This window comes from Arthrobacter sp. Z1-9 (assembly GCF_054792695.1).
This window is the reverse complement of sequence record NZ_CP096456.1, coordinates 3,776,244-3,800,784: the sequence shown is the minus strand read 5'-3', so window position 1 is coordinate 3,800,784 and position 24,541 is coordinate 3,776,244. Positions and strand designations below refer to the sequence as shown.

The 24,541-nt window shown below is 61.7% G+C and carries 16 protein-coding genes; 14 read left to right on the top strand and 2 right to left on the bottom strand.

Annotation, left to right across the window (positions count from 1 at the left end; all coding sequences use genetic code 11):
* The first annotated feature begins 204 nt into the window (after window positions 1–204).
* The 9 genes from M1D93_RS17590 to M1D93_RS17550 all read left to right on the top strand — a co-directional run bounded on the left by M1D93_RS17590 (window position 205) and on the right by M1D93_RS17550 (window position 13,348).
* Window positions 205–1,671 carry an MFS transporter gene (locus M1D93_RS17590; protein ID WP_461172742.1) on the top strand — a complete coding sequence of 489 codons (1,467 nt, stop codon included), beginning with the start codon at window positions 205–207 and terminating at the stop codon, window positions 1,669–1,671.
* 146 nt (window positions 1,672–1,817) lie between these two features.
* Entirely contained in the window at window positions 1,818–3,026 is a 1,209-nt protein-coding gene (locus tag M1D93_RS17585; protein WP_461172741.1) for a glycoside hydrolase family 1 protein, read from the top strand.
* On the top strand, window positions 3,026–6,013 hold the full coding sequence (locus tag M1D93_RS17580) for a glycoside hydrolase family 2 TIM barrel-domain containing protein (protein ID WP_461172740.1): 2,988 nt from the start codon (window positions 3,026–3,028) through the stop codon (window positions 6,011–6,013). Before M1D93_RS17585 ends, M1D93_RS17580 begins: the two co-directional genes overlap by 1 nt.
* 13 nt (window positions 6,014–6,026) lie before the next feature.
* Window positions 6,027–7,856 (top strand): beta-glucuronidase, encoded by a 1,830-nt coding sequence (uidA, locus tag M1D93_RS17575; RefSeq protein WP_461172739.1) that lies wholly within the window; start codon window positions 6,027–6,029, stop codon window positions 7,854–7,856.
* Window positions 7,849–8,862: a Gfo/Idh/MocA family protein gene (locus M1D93_RS17570; protein WP_461172738.1), complete on the top strand. Its 1,014-nt coding sequence runs from the start codon at window positions 7,849–7,851 to the stop codon at window positions 8,860–8,862. The genes uidA and M1D93_RS17570 overlap by 8 nt, the downstream gene beginning before the upstream one ends.
* A complete protein-coding gene (locus M1D93_RS17565; RefSeq protein ID WP_461172737.1) occupies window positions 8,859–10,253 on the top strand; it encodes a family 43 glycosylhydrolase in 1,395 nt (464 codons plus the stop codon). The genes M1D93_RS17570 and M1D93_RS17565 overlap by 4 nt, the downstream gene beginning before the upstream one ends.
* Window positions 10,238–11,212 (top strand): SDR family NAD(P)-dependent oxidoreductase, encoded by a 975-nt coding sequence (locus M1D93_RS17560; protein WP_461172736.1) that lies wholly within the window; start codon window positions 10,238–10,240, stop codon window positions 11,210–11,212. Before M1D93_RS17565 ends, M1D93_RS17560 begins: the two co-directional genes overlap by 16 nt.
* A gap of 42 nt (window positions 11,213–11,254) precedes the next feature.
* Window positions 11,255–12,031 carry an SDR family NAD(P)-dependent oxidoreductase gene (locus M1D93_RS17555; RefSeq protein ID WP_461172735.1) on the top strand — a complete coding sequence of 259 codons (777 nt, stop codon included), beginning with the start codon at window positions 11,255–11,257 and terminating at the stop codon, window positions 12,029–12,031.
* Window positions 12,032–12,892: 861 nt separating this feature from the next.
* Window positions 12,893–13,348, top strand: a complete 456-nt coding sequence (locus M1D93_RS17550) for an ester cyclase (protein WP_461172734.1) — start codon at window positions 12,893–12,895, stop codon at window positions 13,346–13,348.
* Between the two features lie 87 nt (window positions 13,349–13,435).
* Here the strand turns inward: M1D93_RS17550 and M1D93_RS17545 are convergent, their stop codons facing one another.
* Window positions 13,436–13,906, bottom strand: a complete 471-nt coding sequence (locus tag M1D93_RS17545) for a MarR family winged helix-turn-helix transcriptional regulator (protein ID WP_461172733.1) — start codon at window positions 13,904–13,906, stop codon at window positions 13,436–13,438.
* A gap of 187 nt (window positions 13,907–14,093) precedes the next feature.
* On the opposite strand from M1D93_RS17545, the gene M1D93_RS17540 reads away from it, so the two are divergent.
* Window positions 14,094–15,914, top strand: a complete 1,821-nt coding sequence (locus tag M1D93_RS17540; RefSeq protein ID WP_461172732.1) for a flavin-containing monooxygenase — start codon at window positions 14,094–14,096, stop codon at window positions 15,912–15,914.
* Window positions 15,911–16,951, top strand: coding sequence for an SMP-30/gluconolactonase/LRE family protein (locus M1D93_RS17535; RefSeq protein ID WP_461172731.1), 1,041 nt, complete (start codon window positions 15,911–15,913; stop codon window positions 16,949–16,951). Before M1D93_RS17540 ends, M1D93_RS17535 begins: the two co-directional genes overlap by 4 nt.
* A gap of 56 nt (window positions 16,952–17,007) precedes the next feature.
* Here the strand turns inward: M1D93_RS17535 and M1D93_RS17530 are convergent, their stop codons facing one another.
* A complete protein-coding gene (locus M1D93_RS17530; protein ID WP_461172730.1) occupies window positions 17,008–19,011 on the bottom strand; it encodes a hypothetical protein in 2,004 nt (667 codons plus the stop codon).
* A gap of 190 nt (window positions 19,012–19,201) precedes the next feature.
* Between M1D93_RS17530 and M1D93_RS17525 the strand changes: the two genes are divergently transcribed.
* Genes M1D93_RS17525 through M1D93_RS17515 form a run of 3 tightly spaced genes read left to right on the top strand, consistent with a single transcriptional unit; the run spans window position 19,202 to window position 24,536 of the window.
* Window positions 19,202–20,440: a glycoside hydrolase family 1 protein gene (locus M1D93_RS17525; RefSeq protein WP_461172729.1), complete on the top strand. Its 1,239-nt coding sequence runs from the start codon at window positions 19,202–19,204 to the stop codon at window positions 20,438–20,440.
* Window positions 20,437–21,474 (top strand): Gfo/Idh/MocA family protein, encoded by a 1,038-nt coding sequence (locus tag M1D93_RS17520; RefSeq protein ID WP_461172728.1) that lies wholly within the window; start codon window positions 20,437–20,439, stop codon window positions 21,472–21,474. The genes M1D93_RS17525 and M1D93_RS17520 overlap by 4 nt, the downstream gene beginning before the upstream one ends.
* Complete coding sequence (locus tag M1D93_RS17515) at window positions 21,471–24,536, top strand: glycoside hydrolase family 2 TIM barrel-domain containing protein (RefSeq protein ID WP_461172727.1); 3,066 nt, start codon at window positions 21,471–21,473, stop codon at window positions 24,534–24,536. The genes M1D93_RS17520 and M1D93_RS17515 overlap by 4 nt, the downstream gene beginning before the upstream one ends.
* Window positions 24,537–24,541: the final 5 nt, after the last annotated feature.

The following is a 24,541-nucleotide window of genomic DNA, read 5'->3' as shown; positions in this document are numbered from 1 at the left end:
CGGCAGCAGCAGGGGCGCCTTCTACTCGTACATTGCGCTCTTTCCGGCGCCATCGCCAGCGCTGACGATTCAAGCTGATTGAAACCTTTCATACATTTTTCATGAAACCGGTTGCAATGCGCGTCGCGGAGCGGTTTACTTAATGAACGCGCACTGGTGAAGAGCCAGGTTCGCGATGTACTTATGACAAAGGAGTTGTACACAATGGCCACTCTTGCCAAGGCCACGGACGCGGATCGGCTGCCCGCCGGCAAGCTACTCGCTTGGGCCGGTGCGGGCGTTTCTGCCGGCGCAAACTTCATCATTCTCGGATACATGTCCATCTACGCGACGGACACCCTTGGTATCCCGGCGGCAACGGTCGGACTGGTCATTCTTGTCAGCAGCCTGGCCAACATCGGCGGCGGCTTGCTGGCCTCCTGGATCGTTGACCGGTCACCGGAAACCCGATGGGGAAAAGCCCGGCCCTATGAACTTGCCGTCATTGGAATCTGGCTCGCAACGTGGGCGCTGTTTTCCACCCCGGCGTCGCTGGACCTCACCGGGCGGACGATCTGGCTGTTCGCTTCCTTCATCGCGATCAACGTTGTCTTCGATACCCTGCTTCGCTCGAACGACACTCTTTATATGGCGAGGGCTTTCGCGAACCGCCGAGTGTACGCAAAGGTTTATACTCGCGCCGGTATCTTCACCACCCTGATGGGCATCACGATGACTATCACCCTCCCTATGGCGTTGTCCTGGGCAGGGAAGGACCCCGAGCGCTGGTCCACGGCCATACTCTGGTTCGCCGTTCCCCTGGCCCTTATCGGCCTGACCCGTTTCATCTTCGTCAAGGAAGAGTTCAGAAGTGTCGATGCTGACCAACCTCCCGTAAAAGTCCGCGACCTCATCGCAACCCTTCGAAGCGGCAGGTGGGTCTGGCTCCTGGCCGGACTGACCTTGCTGAGCAGCGCCATCAATGGCGCCAACATGATCTCCTACTACTTCCGGTACATCGTGGGTGACCTGGCATTGCAGGGCGCCGTAGCAGGGGCGAGCGTGCTGATCCTCCCGCTCATCCTGTTCTTCCCGCGGCTCATGAAAAGATTCGCCATCTCCCAGATTCTCATCACCGGGGCGACCATCGGCCTTGTCGGCTCGGGGTTCTACCTGTTCGCCAACGGCAACCTCGTCCTGCTGATGATCGGCAGTATTTTGGGCGGGTTCGCGGTTCTGCCCCTGAGCTACCTGACCGGTGTCATGATTTTGGACGTCTGCGCCTTCAATGAATGGAAGGGCAAGCGACGGCTGGAGAGCACCATGGGAGCGGTCGTTGGAGTATGCGGCCGGATCGGTATCGGCCTGGCCGGCCTGGTCGTCGGACAGGTCCTGAGCGCTGCCGGGTACGACGGCACCCAGAGCGTCCAAACAGGCTCAGCGAACGCAGCAATCATCGGGCTGTTCGCCGGGATCCCGGCGACGGTCTTCCTCGGAATCATCATTTTGATGCTCTTCTACTCACGCTTTGACATGAAGATCCTGCCGGTAGTCCACGAGGAGCTTGACGCCAGGCGCGCCAAAGACGACCCTGACGCCCCGACCCTGGACGAGGAAGAGGAAAGCGTGCCGCTCACCGCTTCCGCAGCAATCCCGGACCAGCAATCCCTGCCACCCGCGGGACACCTCTAACGCAAACTTCCTGCTGGCGGCAACCTGCAAGGCCACATCCGGCCGAACCATCGCATATCAGGTACCTCCGAACAGGTCGGCTAACTTCAGCGCGGCCACATCGGTAGCCAAGTCCCTCTCACGTGCATGAAATGAACGGAACACCCATGAGCACCTTTCCCGACGGCTTCCTGTGGGGCGCATCAACAGCCCCCCACCAAATAGAAGGAAACAACGTCAACAGCGACTTCTGGGCCAACGAGGGGCGCGTCCCCGGCATGGAACTCAGCGGCGACGCCATTGACAGCTACCACCGCTACCGCGAAGACATGAAGCTGCTCGCCGACGCAGGAATGAACTCCTACCGGTTCGGCATCGAGTGGGCCCGCATCGAGCCCCGCCCGGGTGAAATTTCCAGGGCAGAACTGGCCCATTACCGCCGCATGATCGACGCCGCCCACGAGTTTGGGCTCAAACCGGTCGTGACGCTTCATCACTTCACAAACCCTCAGTGGTTTGCCGAGGAAGGTGGCTGGCTCGGTGGGGAAGCGGTCAAACGGTTCCGTTCATATGTTGACGCTGCTACCGGAATCCTCGACGGGGTCGACTGGGTGTGCACCATGAACGAGCCGAACATGCTCGCCATGATGACGGGAATGGCTCGCCGCATGTCCGATCCCGCCGCTCAGGAGCAGTGGCAAAGCCCCACCGTAGACGGGGAAAGCGTACGGCCCCAGCTGCCGGCACCCGAGCTGGAGATCGGCCGGATCTTCGTGGACGCGCACCACGCCGTCCGCGACCTGGTGCGCGATCGCACCGGCGCCAACGTCGGCTGGACGGTGGCCAACCGTGCACTGGAGGTACGTCCGGGTGCCGAAGAGAAGGCCGGAATCATCTCCTATGCCTGGGAAGATCTCTACCTGGAAGCTGCGCGAGGTGATGACTTCGTCGGTGTCCAGGCGTACACCGCACAGTGGGTGAACAAGGACGGCCTGGAACCGCACCAGCCCCATCCGGACAACACCATGGTGGGTACTGCCTTCCGGCCCGATGCCTTGGGCATCGCCGTCCGCCACACCGCTGAGGTCACCGGCGGGGTACCGATCGTGGTCACCGAAAATGGAATCGCAACCGATAGCGACGATCGCAGGATCGACTACACGGCCCAGGCCCTGAGCGCCCTCAAGGGTGCGCTGGACGACGGCATCGACGTCCGCGGCTACCTGCATTGGAGCCTGCTCGATAACTATGAGTGGGGCCACTGGGGACCGACCTTCGGGCTGATCGCCGTCGATCGTGAAACCTTTGTCCGTACCCCCAAGCCAAGCCTCGGGTGGCTCGGACAGGTGGCCCGGCGCAACGGACTGGAGAACTGATGGCTGCCACCGGACGCCTGCCCATGCATGCCCTTAGCCGACGTGCGGAAGTGCCGTTGGATGGCCCCTGGGACTTCCAGTTACTTCCCTCATCAGACACGGCACTGTCCGACGTATGGGAAACGGCGGTGGTTCCATCGCTATGGGCCATGACTTCGGCCACGGACAGGCCGCATTACACCAACGTGCCCATGCCGTTCGACGAGGTGCCGCCCACGATTCCGGAGAAGAACCCCGTGGGTGTTTACCGCCGGAGCTTTGAGGTCGAAACGCTCCCTGGGCGACGCGTTATTCTCCACGTAGGAGCAGCCGAAGGTGCACTGACGGTACGCATCAACGGAGCCACAGTGGGAACCAGTACCGACTCCCACTTGGCGGCCGAATTCGACATAACTGAATCACTCACCCCTGGCCGGAACGTCGTCGAACTGGCCGTGGAGAAGTGGTCGGAATTTTCGTACATCGAGGATCAGGACCAGTGGTGGATGTTCGGCCTGAGCCGCCCGGTGTTCCTCTACACCGTGCCTCAGGTACGTCTTGCAGACGTTGTTGCCGTTGCTGACTTCGAACCGACGACCAAACTCGGAGCCCTGACACTCACCGTTGACACAACCGGACTCGCGCACCTCGCCGAACCAGCCCACACGGTTCGGATCAAGGTTGCAGGTCAGACATACGGCATCGCAGTGAATGGACGGGTTACCGCGCCGACGCTGCCGAAGGTGGCCCGCAACCGCACCGAAAAGCCGGCGATGATATTTCCCCCGGACATGCTCGACATGCTCAGCATCACGGCGGCCAACGCGCCGGTTCCTCCTGAATTTCGCGCCATCCCGGGGATGTTCGCCGGAGGCATGCCAACGGCTGCGGGACCTGCCGGCACTGTGAAACTGGAGCTTGCCGACTTGGAAGTTCCTGCCTGGTCGGCGGAAAATCCCCACCTCGAAGATGTCAGCGTTGAACTCCTCGACAGCTCCGGCGACGTGGTGGACCGCACGCAGCTCCGGGTAGGATTCCGGCGCGTCCGCATCGAAGGTTCTGACCTGTTGATCAATGGCGAACGTGTCCTTATCCAAGGCGTAAACCGGCACGACTTCGATCCCCGGACGGGCCGTGTCATTACCCGGGAGAGAATGCTCGCCGAACTCTCGCTGCTGAAACGCTGCAATGTCAACGCCATTCGCTGCGCCCACTATCCGAACGACCCCGCGTTCCTGGACCTCTGCGACGAGCTGGGCTTCTACGTCGTCGACGAGGCCAACATCGAAGGGCACGCCTTCGCTTCGGTCATCGCCGATGACCCCCGGTACCTTACGGAGATCGTCGAACGAGTAGCGCGCATGGTCATCCGTGACCGCAACCATGCATCAGTGATCACCTGGTCTCTGGGCAACGAGACCGGCTACGGGTCAGCCCACGACGCGGCCGCGGCGTGGGTCCGGCGCGCCGATCCCACACGCCCTGTCCAGTACGAAGGCGCCGTGGCTACCGACTGGCACGGCGGACATGCGGCCAGCGACGTTCTGGTGCCCATGTATCCCTCGTTCGCGGCTCTCGAGGCATACGCTGATGATCCCCGGGCGAACCGCCCCTTGATCACCTGCGAGTACGCCTACTCCCAAGGAAATTCCACCGGCGGGCTTGCCAACTACTGGAAGCTCTTCGACTCCAAGCCATGCCTTCAGGGCGGATTTATCTGGGAGTTCACAGACCATGCACTGGACCCGGACGGCGACGGACGCTCACGCTACGGCGGCGACTTCGGTGATGAGCCGAACGGCGGCGGCCCTACCGTTCTTAACGGCATTGCCTTCGCGGACCTGACGCCCAAGCCGGCGTTGCTTGAAGCGCGAGGCCTCTTCAGCCCCGTCCGCTTGGTGTCCGGCGCCCCTGAAGCGCTGGAAGGAAGCATCAGGGTACGCAGCAGGCGGCATTTCGAGGACCTCTCGGACCTGCGCCTTGACGTGCACGTTGACACCAGGAGCGGCCCCACGGAGCCCGTAGCCTTGGAGGTCAGTGACCTTGGACCCGGCGAAGAACGCGTCGTCAATCTCCCGGCGAGCATTGTCCAGGCCCTCGCCTTGGAAACTGCCCTCGCCGTTTCCGTGACTGTCCGCACCGCCAGCGACAGCGAATGGGCGCCGGCGGGCACCGAGCTGTCGGTTGAACAGATCCCGATGCTCCACTCGCTGCCTGTAATCCCAGTAGCCGGCGAACCCGTTATTCTCAATCAGCAGGGTGAAATCGGTGATCCATTGCTGGTTTCCCCGCCGCGGCTGTCACTCTGGCGGGCGCTTACCGACAACGACTCATCGTTCTCCCTGGATCCACGCTTTGTCTCCACAGGATTCTTCCAGCTCATTCCTGAAGACGTTCAGATCAAACAGACTGATGCCGGCACACAGGTCCTAACCCGCTACCGGGCGGCTTTCGGGGACGAGGTGCTGCACCGACGGACGGTGCTCCGCGATCCCGCCGGCGGTTACGTCTTTGACGAGGAGGTCACCCTGCCCGAAGGGACCACTGACGGGCTCCGGGTCGGGATTGAATTTGAGCTCGTCTCAGGATTCAACCACGCGTCCTGGGTTGGTCTGGGTCCTTGGGAGAACTATCCCGACCGGAACACCTCCGCGCTCCGCGGCAGGTGGAGATCCTCGATCGAGGATCTCGCAGTTCCCTACGTCGTCCCGCAGGAGAACGGCACCCGGGGCGGAGTGGACACGCTCGAATTGAGCGGGTCTGCCGGGTCCGTGACGGTGACCGCCGATGAGCCCCTGCACATGAACGTCTCCCGCTACTCGATTGCCGAACTGGAAGACGCATCCCACTGGTGGAAGTTGCCGGCCAGCACCGCAACGATCGTGCACCTGGACATCGCCCACCGGGGTCTCGGGACCGGCCTGCTTGGCCCCGACACCCTCAAACCGCACCGCCTTTCGGGCACCGAGTATGCCTGGCGCTGGCGCCTGGAACTCAATTCACACTGAAACAGGAGACATCATGCTGAAGCCGCAACCGAACGCGACCCGCGATCTTGTCACCCTGGACGGGCTCTGGCGGTTCGCCACCGACACCATGACAGACAGCGCGCCATGGCGCAGCGCTCTTCCCGGGATGCTCGAAGCCGCTGTACCAGCCAGTTACAACGACTTGTTCGTCGATCGCACCATCCGGGACCATGTCGGTCTGGTCTGGTACCAGCGCCAGGTCCACGTGCCGCGCGGCTGGAGCGGCAACAGGGTCGTGCTTCGCTTCGATGCCGCGACCCACTCCGCGGTTGTATACCTCAACGATGACCTCGTGGGCGAACACACCGGAGGTTACACACCCTTCGAGGTCGATCTCACCACCGCGCTGGAAGCGGGGGAGGAGTTCCGGCTAACGGTTGGTGTGGACAACCGCCTGACAAACATCACCATCCCGCCCGGGACAGTCAGCACCGGCCCGGACGGAAAGCAAAAGCAGACCTACCTTCACGATTTCTATAACTACGCAGGTCTTGCCCGCTCTGTGTGGCTATACAGCACGGCACCGTCCTACATCAGCGACATCGCTGTCACCACAGACCGTGAGGGGTCAGCAGGGCTTGTGACGTATCAGGTAGATAGTGAGGGTGAAGGACCTGTGCAGGTCACTTTGCGGGATGCCTCCGGCATCGAAGTGGCCGCTGCCGAGGGCAGTAGCGGCACGCTCAGGGTCCAGGACGCGACGCTGTGGCAGCCCGGGGCAGCATATCTTTACACCCTGGAAGTGCGCCTCATGGATTCCACAGACCCTCGGGGAAGCGCCGTCGACAGCTATGCACTCCCGGTGGGCATCCGGACGATTGAAGTGGCGGGCGAGAAGTTCCTGATTAACGGGGAACCGTTCTACTTCACCGGATTCGGCAAGCACGAGGACACCGCAGTTCGCGGCAAGGGCCACGACAGCGCCTACCTCGTTCACGACTTCCAGCTTCTGAACTGGATCGGCGCGAACTCGTTCCGCACTTCGCATTACCCGTACGCGGAAGAAGTACTCGAATTTGCTGACCGCCAAGGCATCGTGGTCATCGACGAGACCGCGGCCGTCGGACTCAACCTCGCTGTAGGGGCTGGCCTGACCGGTATGCCGGCCCCCGCAACCTTCTCTCCCGAGACAATCAACGACCAGACCCAGGCGGCACACGCCCAGCACCTACGTGAACTCATTGCGAGGGACAAGAACCACCCCTGCGTTGTTATGTGGTGTGTAGCCAATGAGCCCTCCTCAAACGAGGACGGTGCGCGGGAGTATTTCGAGCCGCTTATTTCATTGACCCGTGAGCTGGATCCGACAAGGCCGGTGACCACTGCCACGGTGATGTTCGCCAACCCTCAGAACGACCTGATCGCCGATCTCGTGGACGTGATCAGCCTCAACCGCTATTACGGCTGGTATGTGGGTTTGGGTGATCTGCCCACAGCGGAAGAGCACCTAGAGCAGGAGCTGCAGGGGTGGGCCGCCAAATTCGGCAAGCCCATCATGATGTCCGAATATGGCGCAGACACATTGACAGGGCTCCACTCGGTCTGGGACCTTCCCTGGACAGAGGAGTACCAGCGCGAGTACCTGGCGATGAACCACCGAGTATTCGACCGGCTCCCTTCCTTCGTCGGCGAACACGTCTGGAACTTCGCAGACTTCCAGACCACCAACGGCATCCACCGTGTGGACGGGAACAAAAAGGGCGTCTTCACCCGTGACCGGAAACCAAAAACGGCCGCCCACGCCCTGCGGGCCCGATGGACCGGCCTGGCAAACAAAAAACCGGAATGGCCCGTCCCCGGGACAGGTGACCGGGATGAGTGAACCGATCCGCTGGGGGATCATTGGGACCGGGCGGATCTCCGAAAATCTGGTCCCGGACCTTCAGGCAGTGCAGGGCGCCGAAGTCACGGCCGTCTGGGGGCGCACCGCTTCCAAAGCCAACTCCTTCGCGGCAGACAACGGCATCCCCTTCGCCACCAGCGACCGCAAAGAGCTTCTTGCACGCGACGACGTCGATGCCGTGTACATCGCAACCCCCATAGCTACACACCTGCCCATTGCGTTGGAAGCCCTTGATGCCGGAAAGCACGTCCTGATTGAGAAGCCGATGGCCTCATCCGCCGCGGACGTGGACCGCATCTTTCGACGGGCCAAGGCCGTCGGCCGGTTCGCCATGGAAGCCATGTGGATGCGCTTCAACCCCATGCACATCGAACTCCAGCACCGGATCGACGCCGGCTTGCTCGGCGAGCCCCGCAGCGTCCGGGCAGGATTCGGCATGCCCTTCCCGGCCGGTGGAAGCCGTTGGAGTGCTGAGCTTGGCGGCAGCACGGTGTTGGACCAGGGCATCTACCCGGTGACGTTCGCCCACAGGATGCTGGGGAAACCCGCCGCCGTTTCCGCCACAGGAGTTGTCCGGGACGGGGTAGATGTAGCCGCCCAGATCACCCTGGAATTCCCAGGCGGGCGCTTCGCCCATCTCGCCTGCTCTGCTCTGGAGTTCGTCGAGCCATCCGCGTCCGTCTCCGGAACCTTAGGATGGGCTGCCCTTGACCAGATGTTCTGGGCCGTCACCTCGGCGTCATGGCACGCCGGCTCCGTCGAACGCCTGTTCGTCGAGCCGGAACGGATTGGATTCGAAAAGGAAGGAAACGGCTACCGCCCCATGCTTCAGGCCGTCACCGACGCCATCCGTTCAGATCTCATAGAGCACCCCGGGCATGGCCGGCAATCCACCTTGGAAGTCGCTCAGACACTCGACGCGATTCTCATCCAACTGATGTCCGCGCCCGCCCCGGCAGCTGATGCGGGAGTGTCAACCCAATGATGCAGCACACAAATGCCAGAAATCCTGTGCTGCCGCTCGACTTTCACCTACCCGACTGCGAAGCGCATGTCATGCCTGACGGCCGGCTATACCTGTACGGCAGTTACGACAACAGCGAGCAAAGATATTGCAGCAACGAATACCGCGTCGTGTCCACACCCGACATGAACACCTGGACCATCCACGACGTTGCATTCCGCGCTGAAGACGCAGACTGGGCTTCCTCCTCCACGTCCGAAGGCAAGTCGTTCCTGGACGGGGCAAGTTCCTACGACGACCTGCCCGCCTACGCGAAAAAAATGATCCCGCCCGAAACAATGAGCGTCCCCTTCGATCAGTTCGCTGCGGAAGTCCGCGAGCACACCAAGCAACGGCAGCCAGAGGGCACCCTGCTCTATGCACCCGATGCCATCGAGAAAAACGGCAAGTACTACCTCTACATGTGCCTTTCGGACAACACAGAGGGAGTTGCCGTCGCCGACAACCCCGAGGGGCCCTTCAGGCATGCCACCCAACTGCCTGTCACGGGCATCGACCCCGCCGTGTTCATCGACGACGACGGGCGGGCCTACTACTACTGGGGACAGTTCTCGGCAAGCGCAGCCCGGTTGAACCCGGACATGATCTCCCTCGACACGGCCTCTACCGTCAAGGACCTGGCTACTGAGGAAACGCACCACTTTCATGAGGGCTCCTCAGTGCGGAAGCGTGAACACACTTACTACTTCGTGTTCGCCGATACGTCACGGGGCAAACCCACATCGCTGGGCTATGCAACCAGTGCCTTCCCGCTGGGGCCGTTCACCTATCGCGGGGTCATTATCGACAACGCGGGATGCGACCCCGGAGCGTGGAACATCCACGGCTCCATCGAGGACTTCAACGGACAGTGGTACGTCTTCTATCACCGCAACTCCCGAAACGTCAGCAGCATGCGCCGCCTTTGCATTGAGCCCATTGAGTTTGCCGACGATGGCAACATCCCTGAGGTGAAAATGACCTCCCAGGGAGCAGGGGCTGCTTTCCAGCCCGCGGAGGTAATTCCTGCGTACGCGGCCTGCGGGGTCACGGGCGGATCGTACATTGCACCTTTCGAGGGAACAGAAGCCTTGTTCAACTCCGGACCGGGGTCCGCTCTCTTCCGCTACGTGGAGAATAGCCAGCCTTTGAAAACCCTGCGGTTCAGGGCGCAGGGAAGCGGCGAACTCGATCTGCTCATCGACGGCAAATTCGCGGCAACGGCTGATCTGGCAGCAGGACAGATACAAGTCACCATTCCACCGGGCATTCACGAGGTGGAGCTCGTGTTCAGGACAGACCCTGGAGCCACCTTCGTCGAAATGTCCTTCGAAAAAGAGTCAACAGAGGAGCAATCATGGCCGGAAGGCTAACTGGAAAAGTCGCGATCATTACCGGGTCAGGGCAGGGCATCGGGCGCGATGTCGCACTCTGTATGGCCAAAGAGGGCGCGCGGATTATCACCAACAATCGCAAGCCCGGGTCGTCCATCAACGCGTTCGAAAAGACCTCAATCCCGTTCACCGACCAGGAACAGCAAGCCCTGAAGACAGTGGCCGGCGACGCCCAAACTACCGCCGACGAAATCAAGCGGCTGGGTGGCGAGGCAGTTCCGTTCTTTGGAGACGCCGGCGACTTCGAAACTGCGCGGGAAATGGTCAATACCGCTGTCGCGAGCTTCGGCAGGATCGACATCGTCGTCAACAACGCGTCGTCCAACTGGGTGGGCAACATCATGGACATGGACGAGGAGCTCTGGGACATCTCAGTCGTATCCAAGCTCAAAGGTACCTTCAACCTGATGCACCACGCCCTTCCCCACATGAAAGAGCAAGGGTTCGGCCGCATCCTCAACTCATCATCCGACGCATTCCTCGGGCTGCAAGGCTACGCCGCATACGGTGCAGCGAACGCAGGCGTTGTCGCTCTGACCAAGGCATCCGCTCGGGATGTGCGCCAGCACGGGATCACAGTCAACGCCTACACACCGTTGGCAAAAACCCGTGCCTGGTACAACGCAGCCGCCACCTACCGACTCCAGGGCGTTCCGGCCGAGGCGATCGAGGCTGGTGCGCCTGCGGCAATGCAGAGGACCGCGGAGGGAATGGTTCCCTTCCTCGCCTACCTCGCTTCCGACGAAGCAGTGGACATCACGGGGCACTTATTCAAGCTCGCCGCCGACGGCGAAATCGGTTTGTGGTCCGACTCCGAGGTGATCAGCCAGATCACTGCGGCCGACGGGACTTGGACGATGGACGCCTTAAGCGATCGGGTCCCCAACGAGCTACTCAAGAATGCGCAATCATTCTCAACAACGCTGCCCTTGAACTAGGGCAGGACTACATCCACAAACTCCAAGCAAAGGAACAGAAAATTGGGAAAGCTAGATAACAAGGTCGTCATCATCACTGGTTGTTCAACCGGGCTGGGAAAGCAGCAGGCAATCCGCATGGCGGAAGAAGGCGCGAAACTGGCAATTTGCGCGCGGAACGAAACCAAACTGAAGGAAACCAAGAACATCTGCGAAGAGAAGGGCGCAGAAGTGCTGGCCATGCCCGTGGACATCATGGATTACGACAGCCTGGTGGAATTCGTGGACGCCACCGTCGAGCGGTTCGGAACCATCGACGTGCTCGTCAACAACGCCCACACCATCACCGTTCCGAAGCCCTTCCTTGAAAAAACGATCGAGGACCTCGATCTGGAGATGCGCAGTTCCGTTTACGCGTACTGGCACCTCATGAAGCTGTGCTTCCCCCACCTGCGCGACAAGGCTTACGGAGGGTCCATCATCAACTTCGCCTCCGAAGCAGGCGTCATGGGTGACTCACTCTACGCGCCCTACGCGGCCTCAAAAGAGGCGGTCCGAGGCCTGTCCCGCACAGTTGCCCGCGAATGGGGAGAATACAACATCCGCGTCAACACCCTGTGCCCCAACGGCATGACGGAGAACGCATCCGGGGGCCTGCAGTCGCTCAGCCCGCAGGCGCGAGAGCACGTCCAAAAGGCATTTGTAAACAACCCGTTCGGCCGAGCCGGCGATCCATACAAAGACGTAGCACCCGTAGCCGTCTTCCTCGCCTCCGATGACAGCCACTGGATTACAGGCCAAAACATTCACGCAGACGGCGGCGTCCTCATTAACGCCTGATCGCACTCAGCGACTTGACGAAGCGCCCGCGGGACCCCCGCGGGCGCTTCGTTGCATCCAGCTGGTGGCCCGGGTTCGATAGCCCCTTTTGCAGGCACTCCCCCGCCAGTTTGAAAGAGCCGATAACGGATATTTGGTCAACTAGCTATCGGGTTAGGCCCAGGGGAGCAGAACTAGCAGTGTCCCCTACCCGCCGCACCCGTCCAGGTTCTCGGAGATCGCCTCGCCAAAGAGCCGCATTGGACGGCCTGGCAGACAGCGCGGGGCCACTTGCGGCCGCCGATCTGCCGGCCTCATTTGGCACGCGAAACTCGAAGCAACGACCGACGTGGCGTCAGAATAGGGCGAAACTTCCGTTTTATTGACAGTCGCTCATGATGTTCTCAAGTCCCACCCTGACAGTCGAAGGGCAGGAAACCGGGGTGCGGTAGCCCGAGAATCATTGAAATAGGTCAAAGAATCGGGACTCGATGAGACTCGCTTGCGGCAGGAGCTGACGAAGTCCCCTCTTGCGGCTCGACAGGTGTCTGGGAACAAGACCGAAGCCCCACCGGCAGGTGGATCCTCCCTTGTGAGACCGCCTTTACGTCAGGCTGGGGTGTACTCCAAATGCTACCTCTCGCCGGCGAGCCGGTTCTTCAGGCTCAAGAGCCCCGCTACGCAAGGGACCGTCGTTGCCAGAACTTTGCACAGCTGGCGCCTTCCGGCTTTGCGGTACAGATGTCGTCAGGAGGGGCAATCCTCCGCGTCAACCTCGGAGCACCCAGATTATTCTCAGGTTGAATAGTTAGGATCAGGCTAACCTTTGTAGCCTGCAGGTCTTTCGCTAGGGAAAAAGTCACCGGTATTGGATGAGGAGCCATGACGGAACAGTCGCTCGATCAAAAGTTTCGACGTATCATCGCAGCAATTACTGAAGGGGATTTGGATGCGCTTAACAGTCTCGTGAGGTATGACGTCATTGACCACAACCTGATTGTGGCCCAAGGGGACGGCCTTCCTGGTCTGCAATATTGGGCGCGTACGCTACGAGGAGCGATTCCAGATCTTCAGGCAACTGTTCAGGACACGGTGGTGGAAGGCAGCAAGGTCGCAGCCCGCGTGCGGTGGACGGGCACCTACACTGGCGCTTCCACGCCTTTGCCGGCCTCGGAACTCTGGGTGGAGTTCGATTCGTTTTACATCCTTCATTTTGAAGACGGCATGGTAGCGCAATGGTGGGACGGAACAGATACCCGCGAATCCGTGAGCTTTGGCCGCTCCAAAATAAGCTTGCCCCCGCACCTTCGAGCCCGTCATCCGTACGACGCGGCGTGAACACGTCAGCGCCTGACCCGGACGCAGTGGAGTGGGACCTTCATTGACAGGTATCGAAGGCTGGCAACTAGTTGTAACGGCAGGGAACTAGGGCGCGGATTGCTCGCCTAGGATACGCAGTTCCCGAGACAAAGCGCTGAGACCTGTTTCCAGCGCTCGGAGTTCGTCCAGGCTGAGCCCGTTCAGGACGTTTCCGCCGAGTTCGGGACGGGCGGCCATCAGTTCGCGGACGACGGAGCGGCCGAGGGCTGTGGGGTAGATCCGTCGGACTCTCTGGTCCTCGGTATCGAACCTGCGCGTGGTGAGGCCAGCGGCTACAAGGCGGTCGACGAGTTTCGACATGGACGCCATTGAGACGCCAAAGGTGTCGACGAGGCCGCCGCTGGTTGCGCCGTTCTCTGCCGTCACGATGACGGAAAGGACTTTCAGTTGCTGGATCGTCAGATCGGTAGTTAAGAGCCGCTGGAGGACCATTGGGATGGAGCGGACCGCAATGGCAATAGTGAGTGCGTCAATACTGTTTTGTACCGACTCGCGGTCGTCTCCTGGGTCAGGCATGTGCCCACGATACAGTCCGAAACGCCACCGCTTCGCAATTTACTTAGCTTGAGGCTAACCTTTATTTGTATTCGATACGGAGTCGTGTTGACGCGCAGTGGGCCGATGACCAGGCCCCAAGGGGTGCGGGCACAGCCCGTTCCCGCGCTGGCACGGCATGAGGCACTAATGAAGCGAGGACGCCCCCATGACCACCACGAAGGATAAACCGGCAGCAGGGGATACACCGGACATTGAATCCGTGCGGGCCAAGTACCGTCTGGAACGCGACCGCAGGGTCCGCCGGGACGGGCTGGGCCAGTACCGGAGTGCTGCAGGGCAGTTCGGGTACTACGCCAAGGACCCCTATACGGAACGAACCGAGCGGGAACCGCTTACGGACAGGGTGGAGGTGCTGGTGATCGGTGCCGGCTTTGGCGGACTGCTGACTGCATCCCGGTTAAGGCAGGACGGCGTCGAATCGATACGGCTTATGGATGAGGCCGGTGACGTCGGTGGTACGTGGTACTGGAACCGGTACCCGGGAATCCATTGCGACATCGAATCGTACGTGTACATGCCGCTGCTGGAGGAAGTCGGGTATGTCCCGAAGTGGCGGTACGCACCGGGCGAGGAGATCCGGCAGCACGCCATTGCCATCGCTAAACGCTTCGACTTGTACCGCGATGCGGTGTTCCAAACGCGGGCGACCGCGCTGAGCTGGGATGAGGAGGCGGCGGAGTGGGTCGTTAAAACGGACCGGGGTGACCGGTTCCGGGCACGCTTCGTAATCACCTCGTCGGGAACACTGACCCAGCCAAAGCTTCCGGCCATCCCCGGAATAGAGACATTCCAGGGACATACTTTCCACACCAGCCGCTGGGACTACGGCTACACAGGCGGCAGCGCTGACGGTGGACTGACCGGTCTTGCGGACAAACGCGTCGCAGTTGTCGGCACCGGTGCCACCGGGATTCAAATCATCCCCCACCTGGGACCCGACGCAGAGCAACTGTTCGTCTTCCAGCGCACCCCTTCCACTGTTGATGTCCGCGACAACCGCCTCACGGACCCGGACTGGGCATCTTCGCTCCAGCCGGGGTGGCAGCGGGAACGGATGGACAACTTTTTGTCGGTCCTGGCAGGGGAACCGGTAGAGGAAAGCCTTGTGAACGACGGCTGGACCGCGACAACCCAGCTGCAAAGAAAGATTCTCTCCGGAGCAGTAGACGACAGCCTGTCCCCCGAGGAACGTGAACTGGCGGACGAACTGGCCGACCTGGACACGATGAACCGTCTCCGCGCACGGATCGATGAGGTGGTTGCTGACCGGGGGACCGCCGAGCTGCTCAAACCCTGGTACCGCTACATGTGCAAACGCCCGTGTTTCAGCGATTCCTACCTGCAGACGTTCAACCGGCCGAACGTGACCCTTGTCGACACCGCCGACTTCGGCGGCATCACTTCCATGAGCGAGAACGCCGTCATCGTCGGCGACACGGAGTACCAAGTGGACTGCGTCATCTTCGCCACCGGGTTCGACGTCGGTGTCTCCGGCGTCGTTTCCGGAACACTTCCCGTGGTTGGTCGCGGCGGGCGTTCCCTGCTGGAGGCGTGGGCGCGGGGACCGCGCACCCTTCACGGGTTCTATACGCATGGGTTCCCGAACCTGTTTCACCTTGGCGCTCTGCAGAATGCCAACTCGGTAAACTTCGTGCACCTTCTACAGGAGCAGGCGGAGCACATCGCTGCCGTCATTTCCCGGGGACGGGCTATAGGAGCACACGTCATCGAACCCACAGAGGCCGCTGAGGAGGCATGGGTCCAGACCGTGAGAGAGACAGCAGCCGACACCGCCAAGTTCCAGGCCGAATGCACGCCTGGATACTACAACGGTGAGGGGACCCGAACGATAACGGGCGCTTCCTTCAGCCCTGGCCCGGTTGTCTTCCACCGCCTGCTGCGCGAGTGGCGTGAAGGCGACATGAGCGATGTGTTCGAACCCGCACGGGTTGGAGCATCGCGGTGAGCTCAACAGCCCAGAGGTCACCCAAGCGGCGGACGGCAGCGGCGTCGCTCATGCTTGTCTTGGCCCTGGTGGGATGCACCCCAGCAGAGCCTCCAGTTCCGGCCGCCGCTGCCCCAACCCGCACCTCCGCGGAGCAGACGGCAAAAGAAGTCGTCCAGGTTACTTCAGTCCACCAGGCCACGGGAATGACACTGCTCGAAGGCCCCACCTTCGGGCCGGACGGCCACCTGTACGTTGTCGATGTCACGGCACCTCCTGGCGCCCCCAAAGTCCTGCGCGTTGACATCGGAACAGGAGAAACCAGCACTGTCTACACCGACCAAACGAGTGCGTTCACCTCCGCCCAGTTCAGTCCGCATGACGGCCGCCTGTACCTGACAGATTTCAGGGGCGGAACAGTCCAAAGCATCACGGCCGACGGCAGTGATCCACAAGTTCTTTTCTCGGGCCCTGTCGAGGGGACGCCGATGAACCCGGACGACATCGCCTTCGACGAGGAGGGAAACCTGTACATCACGGACTCAATCGGAGCCCGGGATCCCTACTGGAAGCCGCAGGGCCGTCTGGTCCGCATCGAGAGGAACAGCCGCGAGGCTACCGTTCTGGCCCGGGAGCTGCCTGCCCCGAACGGCATCGCCTTCACGCCGGGATTCGACGGACTCTGGGTCAGCCACAATACCGCCAACCGCATCGACTATGTGGGTCTCGATGAGAACGGAACAAGTGTCCTCTCAGCCCACCCCGCAATTTACGTCAATGCCGGTTCCAGCCAGATCGACTCAGCCGCAGTTGATGCGGACGGAAACCTCTATATCGGCTTGCATAACCGCGCGGCCATTCTTGTGTACAACCCACAGGGAGAGCAGGTCTCCACGATCTTTATCCCCACGGACGGCGAAGGCCTGTCATCGGCGACGAACATTGCCATCAAACCCGGCACAAGAACTGCCTATGTGACGGCAAGCGGAGAGACGGGCGGGCGGATTTTCACCTTCGAGGCCCTCGCCGACGGAATTCAACAATCGAACGGGGGATAGCCACTGCAGAAGCGCCCAGCGCGCGCCACTCGCGGCGAGGCCCGGTTTAGGGGTAGTCAGCTGACGATGATGCGGGCTCGTGCGAGGTTCTCGACCCTCGCCCATAGAGTGTCGGGATTTCCCTCGCCTTGCGACGTGACGCGCGCAGTGATGAAGTAGGTGCCAGGTTCTTCGAAGCGAACTGTGCGGGTAAGGTCAACCCGGGCCGCCGGCTGGATTGATTCTGCAGTGTCGTAAATGCCGTCGCCGTCGAGGTCCCATTCGACTGCGACAATCTCGCCTGAGCGGGGCGGCGTGTCTGCTGTTAGTCTCAGCACAACAGGTGCCCCAGCAGAAACTTCAGCACGCGAACGGGAGTTCGCTGTCAGCTCCGCGACCGGCTGTATCCCGCCGCGCTCTGCTGCAGTAATGGGCACGGTGACTTGTCCGTCCACAACTTTGTAGGATGTGGCTGCTGCCGGGCTCTCGTCCCGTTCCACCCAGGCGGCGAGTTGCCGCAGAGCCTCGTGCAGGGCACCGAGGTAGGGGATGGAGCGGGTTGGGTGTTCTTCCTCGGTTCCGCCGTCGCCGTGGAGGCCGTGGTCCACGTACCACAAGCGGAAGCGGTCATCGAACTGCCCGCCGAGGTGTTCGCGAACTTTGTTCGCGTACCAGTCGGCCTGCCAAGGGAATGCTTCCCGGTCCAGCAAGCAGGCGACGACAATCATTTTGCCTTCAAACTTGCCTGTCTGAATCGTTCCTGAAGCCCCCTTGGCAAGTATTGGTCCCAGGAGAAACGGGCGCTGGGGATAGCTGGGGCTGCCATCCGGTTGGCGGTACTGGTTCCAGACCGTGTACTCGGGTCCAGGTACTTGATGCCTGTGATAGGTCTGGGCAGCGAGAATGTTGCTGTTGTCAATTCTGACGGTGTCGCCTGGTTGGAGATGATCCAGTGCCAGTCCTGCCTCTGGGCTGCCGATGGTGGCAATATCGGCCTCGACTTTGTCAAGGAAGATCCGGGCGTCTTTTGCCGGCCCGGAGGTGATGAACAGCTCAGCGTTTTGGGTGTTGATGGGCGCGTTGGAGGACAGACGAACAGCAGTGACCTGCCCTTGCGCCGTTTGCGGACCTCGGAACGCCTGGTCGACACCTCCCCGCGGCCCATGGCTTCGGGTGACAGCTGTTCCGCGGATAAGTTCAGCGACTTCAGCGGTCCACTGCAATCTGTCACGGTGGACAGAGGCCTCTGGATCGGCGCCCAGATAACCCGGCGTGGTCCAAAAGTTGCTGAAATATTCGGAGTCTATGGCCAACAGCCCCGCAAATAGAGCGCCGAAAGCGTGGGAACCCATAGTGCGGTGGCCGAACCATGATCGGGGAGGGAAACCTATCTTCGTGACCTCGGTAAGCGCGTCCTGTTCTTCCTGACTCAGTTCGAGCATCGGGTTTCCGCTGCCGCCGGCATCGTAGGCGTCATCGATGACGTCAAATTTCTCGCGAAGGACGCGTTGGGCGTGCATGCGGACGGTGAAGACGTTGGGCAGGGCCATGGGGCTTCCGATGACGTATGGGACGAAACCGTCCCATACTCCGGTAGTGTTTTCCGCTCCGCCGATGGTGCGAAAGCCTCCGCCGCTGCCGCCGTAGGCATAACCGAACGGCCTGTGTTTCCCATAGATTTCGGCGGCCAGGATGCGGGAGTAGTCTGCTGCTGCTGCGTTGGCCCGATAAGCGGAGATGCTTGGGTCGCGGTCCTGTTCAGCACCTGAGGAGTCTTGACCGCCCCCATTGGTCTCAACGAAGTAGGCGCCGCTGGAGAAAGCAAAACTGATCTTGTCTTCACGTCCCACGGCTGTCTGGGCCAGATTTTCGCTGTCGGGAACGGGCGTGATGTGCTGGAAGAAGCGACCGTCGTAGTCATCAGCTGGCGGAAAGTAGATCGAGAAGCGCGTGCCAGTCCCTTGGAAGCCACCGTGGACGTATCTGTGTCGTACCGGCAGCTCACGCTCCTCGTTGATGTCCACGTACGGGGCTTCAAGTCCGGGATGGGCGAACAAGTGGCCAGATTGGGTTTGCTCCATTGCGGTCAATCCTCCGAGTGTCGGGTCCTGCGGATGGGGGCCGAAGCACCAGCTTTGGCGAGGCTTCCTTGCGCTGCGTAAGGGTCGGCCCCTTGAAATTAGTGACGCGTTTCTATATTCATGTTAGCATTCTTCAAGTGGCAATCGGTTTCCAATTTGGAGCCCCAATTCCGACAGATCGGTACGTACAATGACGAACTTTCCGAACGGCTTCCTTTGGGGAGCATCCACCGCTCCTCACCAGATTGAGGGAAACAACGTCAACAGTGACTTCTGGGCGCGGGAACAGCTTCGGGCTGGCATGGAGCGCAGTGGTGATGCTGTTGACAGCTACCATCGGTACGCCGAAGACATGCAACTGCTGGCAGACGCAGGCCTTAACGCCTACCGTTTCGGGATTGAGTGGGCCCGCATCGAGCCTTCGCCAGGCCACTTCAGCGCTGCCGAGCTGGCCCACTACCGCCGCATGATCGACACCGCGCTGGGACTTGGACTGAAGCCGGTCATCACGCTGCACCACTTCACCAATCCCCGGTGGTTCGCGGAGGAGGGCGGGTGGATGGGACCCCGGGCGGTGGAGCGTTTCGCGGCCTATGCCGAAGTGGTTGCAGGCATCCTTGACGGCGTTGAGTGGATCTGCACTATGAACGAACCCAACATGCTCGCGTTGATGACGACGATGAGCCGGGCAGCGGAACAGCAAAAGGACAAAAAGTGGCAAAGCCCGACCGTTGACGGTGATGCCCGCCCGGTCCTGCCTGACCCGGACCCGGAGGTTGGAAACCGGCTTGTCGAAGCCCATCACGCCGTCCGGGACCTGTTGCGGGAGCGGACCGGCGCCGGGGTGGGGTGGACCGTGGCGAACCAGGCACTGGTGGCCCTGCCTGGCGGGGAAGACATGTTGCGCAGGAAGCAGTACGTCCGGGAGGACCTGTACCTTGAAGGAGCCCGTGGCGATGATTTCATCGGCGTCCAGTCCTACAGCAGCCAGAACGTCACCGCGGACGGCATCGTGCCCCACCCGCCTCATCCTGACAACACCATAGTTGGAAATGCCTACCGGCCCGACGCGCTTGGCATTGCCGTGCGCCACACCTGGGAAGTCACGGGTGGAGTGCCAATTCTCGTCACCGAAAACGGCATCGCAACGGCTGATGACGAACGGCGTATCGCGTACACGGAAACCGCGCTGCAGCACCTGTCCGCGGCGATGGACGACGGGGTGGACGTCCGGGGCTACCTGCACTGGAGTGCCTTGGACAACTACGAGTGGGGCCACTGGGAACCAACTTTTGGACTGATTGCCGTGGATCGGACAACCTTTGAGCGGCACCCCAAACCGAGCCTGGCATGGCTTGGGAACGTCGCCAGGAGCGGGTCCGTTTCCTCGCAGGGCCAGCCGCTCAGCACGGCAACGAGGGCGTCATGACGACTCTTCGGGAGCCCGATACTGTGCAGGGCACACTGGGCTGGGGGATTGTGGGCACAGGGCGGATCTCAACGAGCGTGGTCACGGACCTGGCCCAGTGTGCCGGCGCGGAGATCCTGTCCGTGCACAGCCGGGACGCGGCCAAGGCTGCTGCCTTCGCCGAGCAGTTCGGCGCCCCGCGCTCCACGGACAGCTATGACGAGCTGCTGGCCGACACCGGGATTGATGTCGTGTACATCGCGACGCCCTTCGCCACTCATCATGAGATGACACGTCAGGCGCTGCTTGCAGGCAAACACGTCCTGGTCGAGAAACCGATGGCAATGACCGCCGATGAGGTGGAGGACCTGTTCCAGCTCGCGGCGGAACGGAACCTCTTCCTCATGGAGGGCATGTGGATGAAGTTCAACCCCGCCTTCAATCGGCTCCAGGAAGAAATTTCAGCGGGCAGCATCGGCGAACCCCGAAGCCTGCGGGCAATGTTCGGCATGCCGTTTCCACAGGATGACGGCAGCCGCTGGGACGTCAAACGCAGCGGGAGCACCCTCTTGGACCAGGGAATATACCCCGTGACGCTGGCCCATACGGTCTTCGGTGCGCCGGAATCAGTCCACGCCGCAGGCACGGTCCGCAGCGATGGCCTGGACCTCGCCGGGCACTTCACTCTCGAGTACAGCGACGGGCGCTTCGCCCAGTGCGCCGCCTCCACCCTGGAGTTCGCAGACCTTGCCGGCTCGGTCAGCGGAACCAAAGGATGGATGGTCCTCCCCGGCCCGTTTTGGGCAACCACCTCATTGAGGATGCACACCGGATCCTGGCAGAACATTATCCACGCGCCTGAGGCTATCGACCTTGACCGTGAAGGCAATGGCTATATCCCCATGCTGCGGGCGGTCAGCGACGCTATCGCCGCGGGACTCACAGAGCATCCGGTACACACGGCCGCGGACACCATCGCCGTGTTCCGCACACTGGACAAAATCCGCGCCGCCATCGGAGCAGGCACACCAACCCCGGAGAAAAACAAACAATGACCGGCACCGGCTTCACAGCCACCCCCGCTGATTTCTCGGGGCTGCATCCGGTGGGACGGCTGCCGATGAGCTCGCTTCGACGTCCCGCCGATGTTGACCTCAATGGAACATGGGACTTCCAGTTGCTGGAACGGCCGGACGCCCCGGTCAGCGACACGTGGGGAACGACGACGGTGCCCGGCCTTTGGACGATGTCCGAGCCCAGTGACCCGCCGCACTACACCAACGTGCCGATGCCTTTCGATGAGATCCCGCCGCAGCTTCCCAAGCGCAACCCCACCGGCCTCTACCGACGGACCTTCGAATTGTCGCCGGAGCCGGGACGCCGGGCGGTCCTGCACGTCGGTGCAGCAGAGTCAGCCCTTCGCGTGCTGATCAACGGCGTCCCCGTGGGGCTAAGCACGGACTCCCACCTCGCGGCCGAATTCGACATCACCGAACACGTCACCCACGGTATGAACGAGCTTGTCCTCGTGGTCACCAAATTCTCGGCCGAAAGCTACCTCGAGGACCAGGACCACTGGTGGCAGGCCGGCATTACCCGGCCGGTCTTTGTCTACACGGTGCCGGAAGTGCGCATCACCGATGTTCTCGCCGTTGCTGACTACGACGCAGATTCAGGCGAAGGGTCGCTGACGGTTGATGTCGAGACCGCGGGACTGGCCCACCTGACAGAGGTCGACTGGTCTGTGCAGATAGCAGTCCTGGACCAGGAGGAGACCCTGCCCATCGCCCCGCGGCGGGCGACAATGACCCTCCCCAAGCCCACCGATGAACGCGGCAGCAAACCAACTCCCCGCTTCCCGTCCGACTTCATGGACCTGCTGAGCATCCGGGCCGCGGGAGCTGAAGTGCCTGAACGCTTCGCCGCGATCGCGGGGAACTTCGCCCAGACAGTCACCCACGAGACGGCCGCAGGAAAGGCTCGCTTCGAGCGGAAGGGGCTGGACGTCACGCCCTGGACGGCTGAAACACCACACCTGGAAAATCTCGTCGTCCGCCTCCTTGATGCAGAAGGAAAGATCGTCGATGAGGTAAGCCTCCGTCTTGGCTTTCGCCGGGTCGAAATCCGGGGCCGCGATCTTCTCGTCAACGGCCGGCGCATCCTCATCCAAGGGGTGGCCCGCCACGACGTCGACCCCCGCACAGGGCGGGTGATGACACGGGAGTCCCTCCTGACGGAGCTTTCGCTGATGAAACGCAACAACATCAACGCCGTGCGGACAGCGCACTACCCAAACGATCCGGTCTTCCTCGACCTGTGCGATGAAATCGGCTTCTACGTCGTAGACGAGGCAGACATCGAAGGGCACGCCTTCGCCGGTGGGATCGCCGACGATCCACTGTTCCTCCCAAGCTTTATGCGCCGATACTCACGGATGGTGCTGCGCGACCGCAACCACCCCAGCGTCATCATCTGGTCCTTGGGAAACGAGACAGGGTACGGCGCGGCCCACGACGCCATGGCTGCCTGGTCCCGCAAAACCGACCCCACCCGGCCCGTGCACTATGAAGGCGCCATAGCCAACGATTGGCATGGAGGCCACGCCGCAACTGACATTGTCTGCCCGATGTACGGCTCATTCCCGGCTTTGGAGGCATACGCCAAGGACTCCCGGGCCGACCGCCCACTGGTCCTGTGCGAGTACGCCTTTTCGCTGGGAAACTCCATGGGTGGACTGGATGAGTACTGGCGGCTCTTTGAATCACTGCCGGGGCTGCAGGGCGGTTTCATCTGGGGCTGGCGGGACCACTCCCTGGACCCCGACGGAGACGCCCACTACCGCTACGGCGGCGACTTTGGGGACGAGCCCAACAGCGGCGCGATCCTCAACTACGGCATCGTCTTTCCTGACCTCACGCCCAAGCCGGCCGTCTTCGAAGCGCGCGGCATTTTCGCTCCGGTACGGATCATCTCAGGCGCTGCAACGGCCCGTGATGGGCGGCTGGAGATCCTCAACCGCCAGGCGTTCGCGGACCTCCGCGGGCTAAGGGGCGAGGTGCGGATCGAAACGGCGGAGGGCCCCGTCGCCGTAACCGCCGTCGACCTCCCTGACGCCGCTCCGGGCACCAGCGCGGCACTGGAACTTCCGCCCCCCGTACGCGCAGCAGCGCGAAAGCCCAGTGCGCTGGCGGTGACGCTGACGCTGCGGACACGGGAGCGCACATTGTGGGCGCCTGCCGGCACCGAAATAGCGGCACTCCAGGTAATCCTGGAAGCCGAACATCACCAGCTGGCGTCCGTCGATCCGATCGAGGTTGAGCTCGACGAGGACGGGTCACTGTCACATCCGCTGCTGACCCGCGCCCCCGAGCTGTGCCTCTGGCGCCCGCTCACGGATAACGATCGATCCTTCGCCCTCGATAACCGGTTCGTGCGTTCCGGTTTCTTCCGCCTGAACCTTGTTGATACAGAGGTAAAGCCCCAGGGAGCGGGTGCCGTGGTTACCCGGACCTATCGCACTGCCTTTGGTGATGACGTGGTCACCCACCGCCGCAGCATCACGGCAGCAGTCGCGGGCGACTGGATCATTGATGAGCACGTCATCCTGCCGGAATCCACACGGGACGGTCTGCGCGTCGGCATCGAGTTCGAACTCGTGGACGGCTTCGAGGACGGACGCTGGGTGGGGCTCGGGCCGTGGGAAAACTACCCCGACCGCGCCCACTCTGCGCTTCTGGGAACCTGGGAAAGCAGCATCGATGACTTGGCTGTGCCCTATATCGTCCCGCAATCCAACGGCACACGTGGGGGAGTGCGCGAACTCCAGCTCAAGGGTCCGGCAGGCACCGTAAAGACGGAACACGCCACTGACTTACACATGACTGTGTCGCGTTATTCGATCGAAGAACTCGAATCAACAACCCATTACTGGCAGCTGCCCCGCTCTGGGAAGACCATCGTCAACCTCGATATAGCTCACCGGGGCGTAGGGACTGTCTTCCTCGGACCCGACACCCTGCCCAGGCACCGCCTCGACGGCCACGATTACGCCTGGCAGTGGCGGCTCACACTCGACAACCCGGCCGCCGGAACAACCACCAAGAATTCGAAGGAATAACTCTC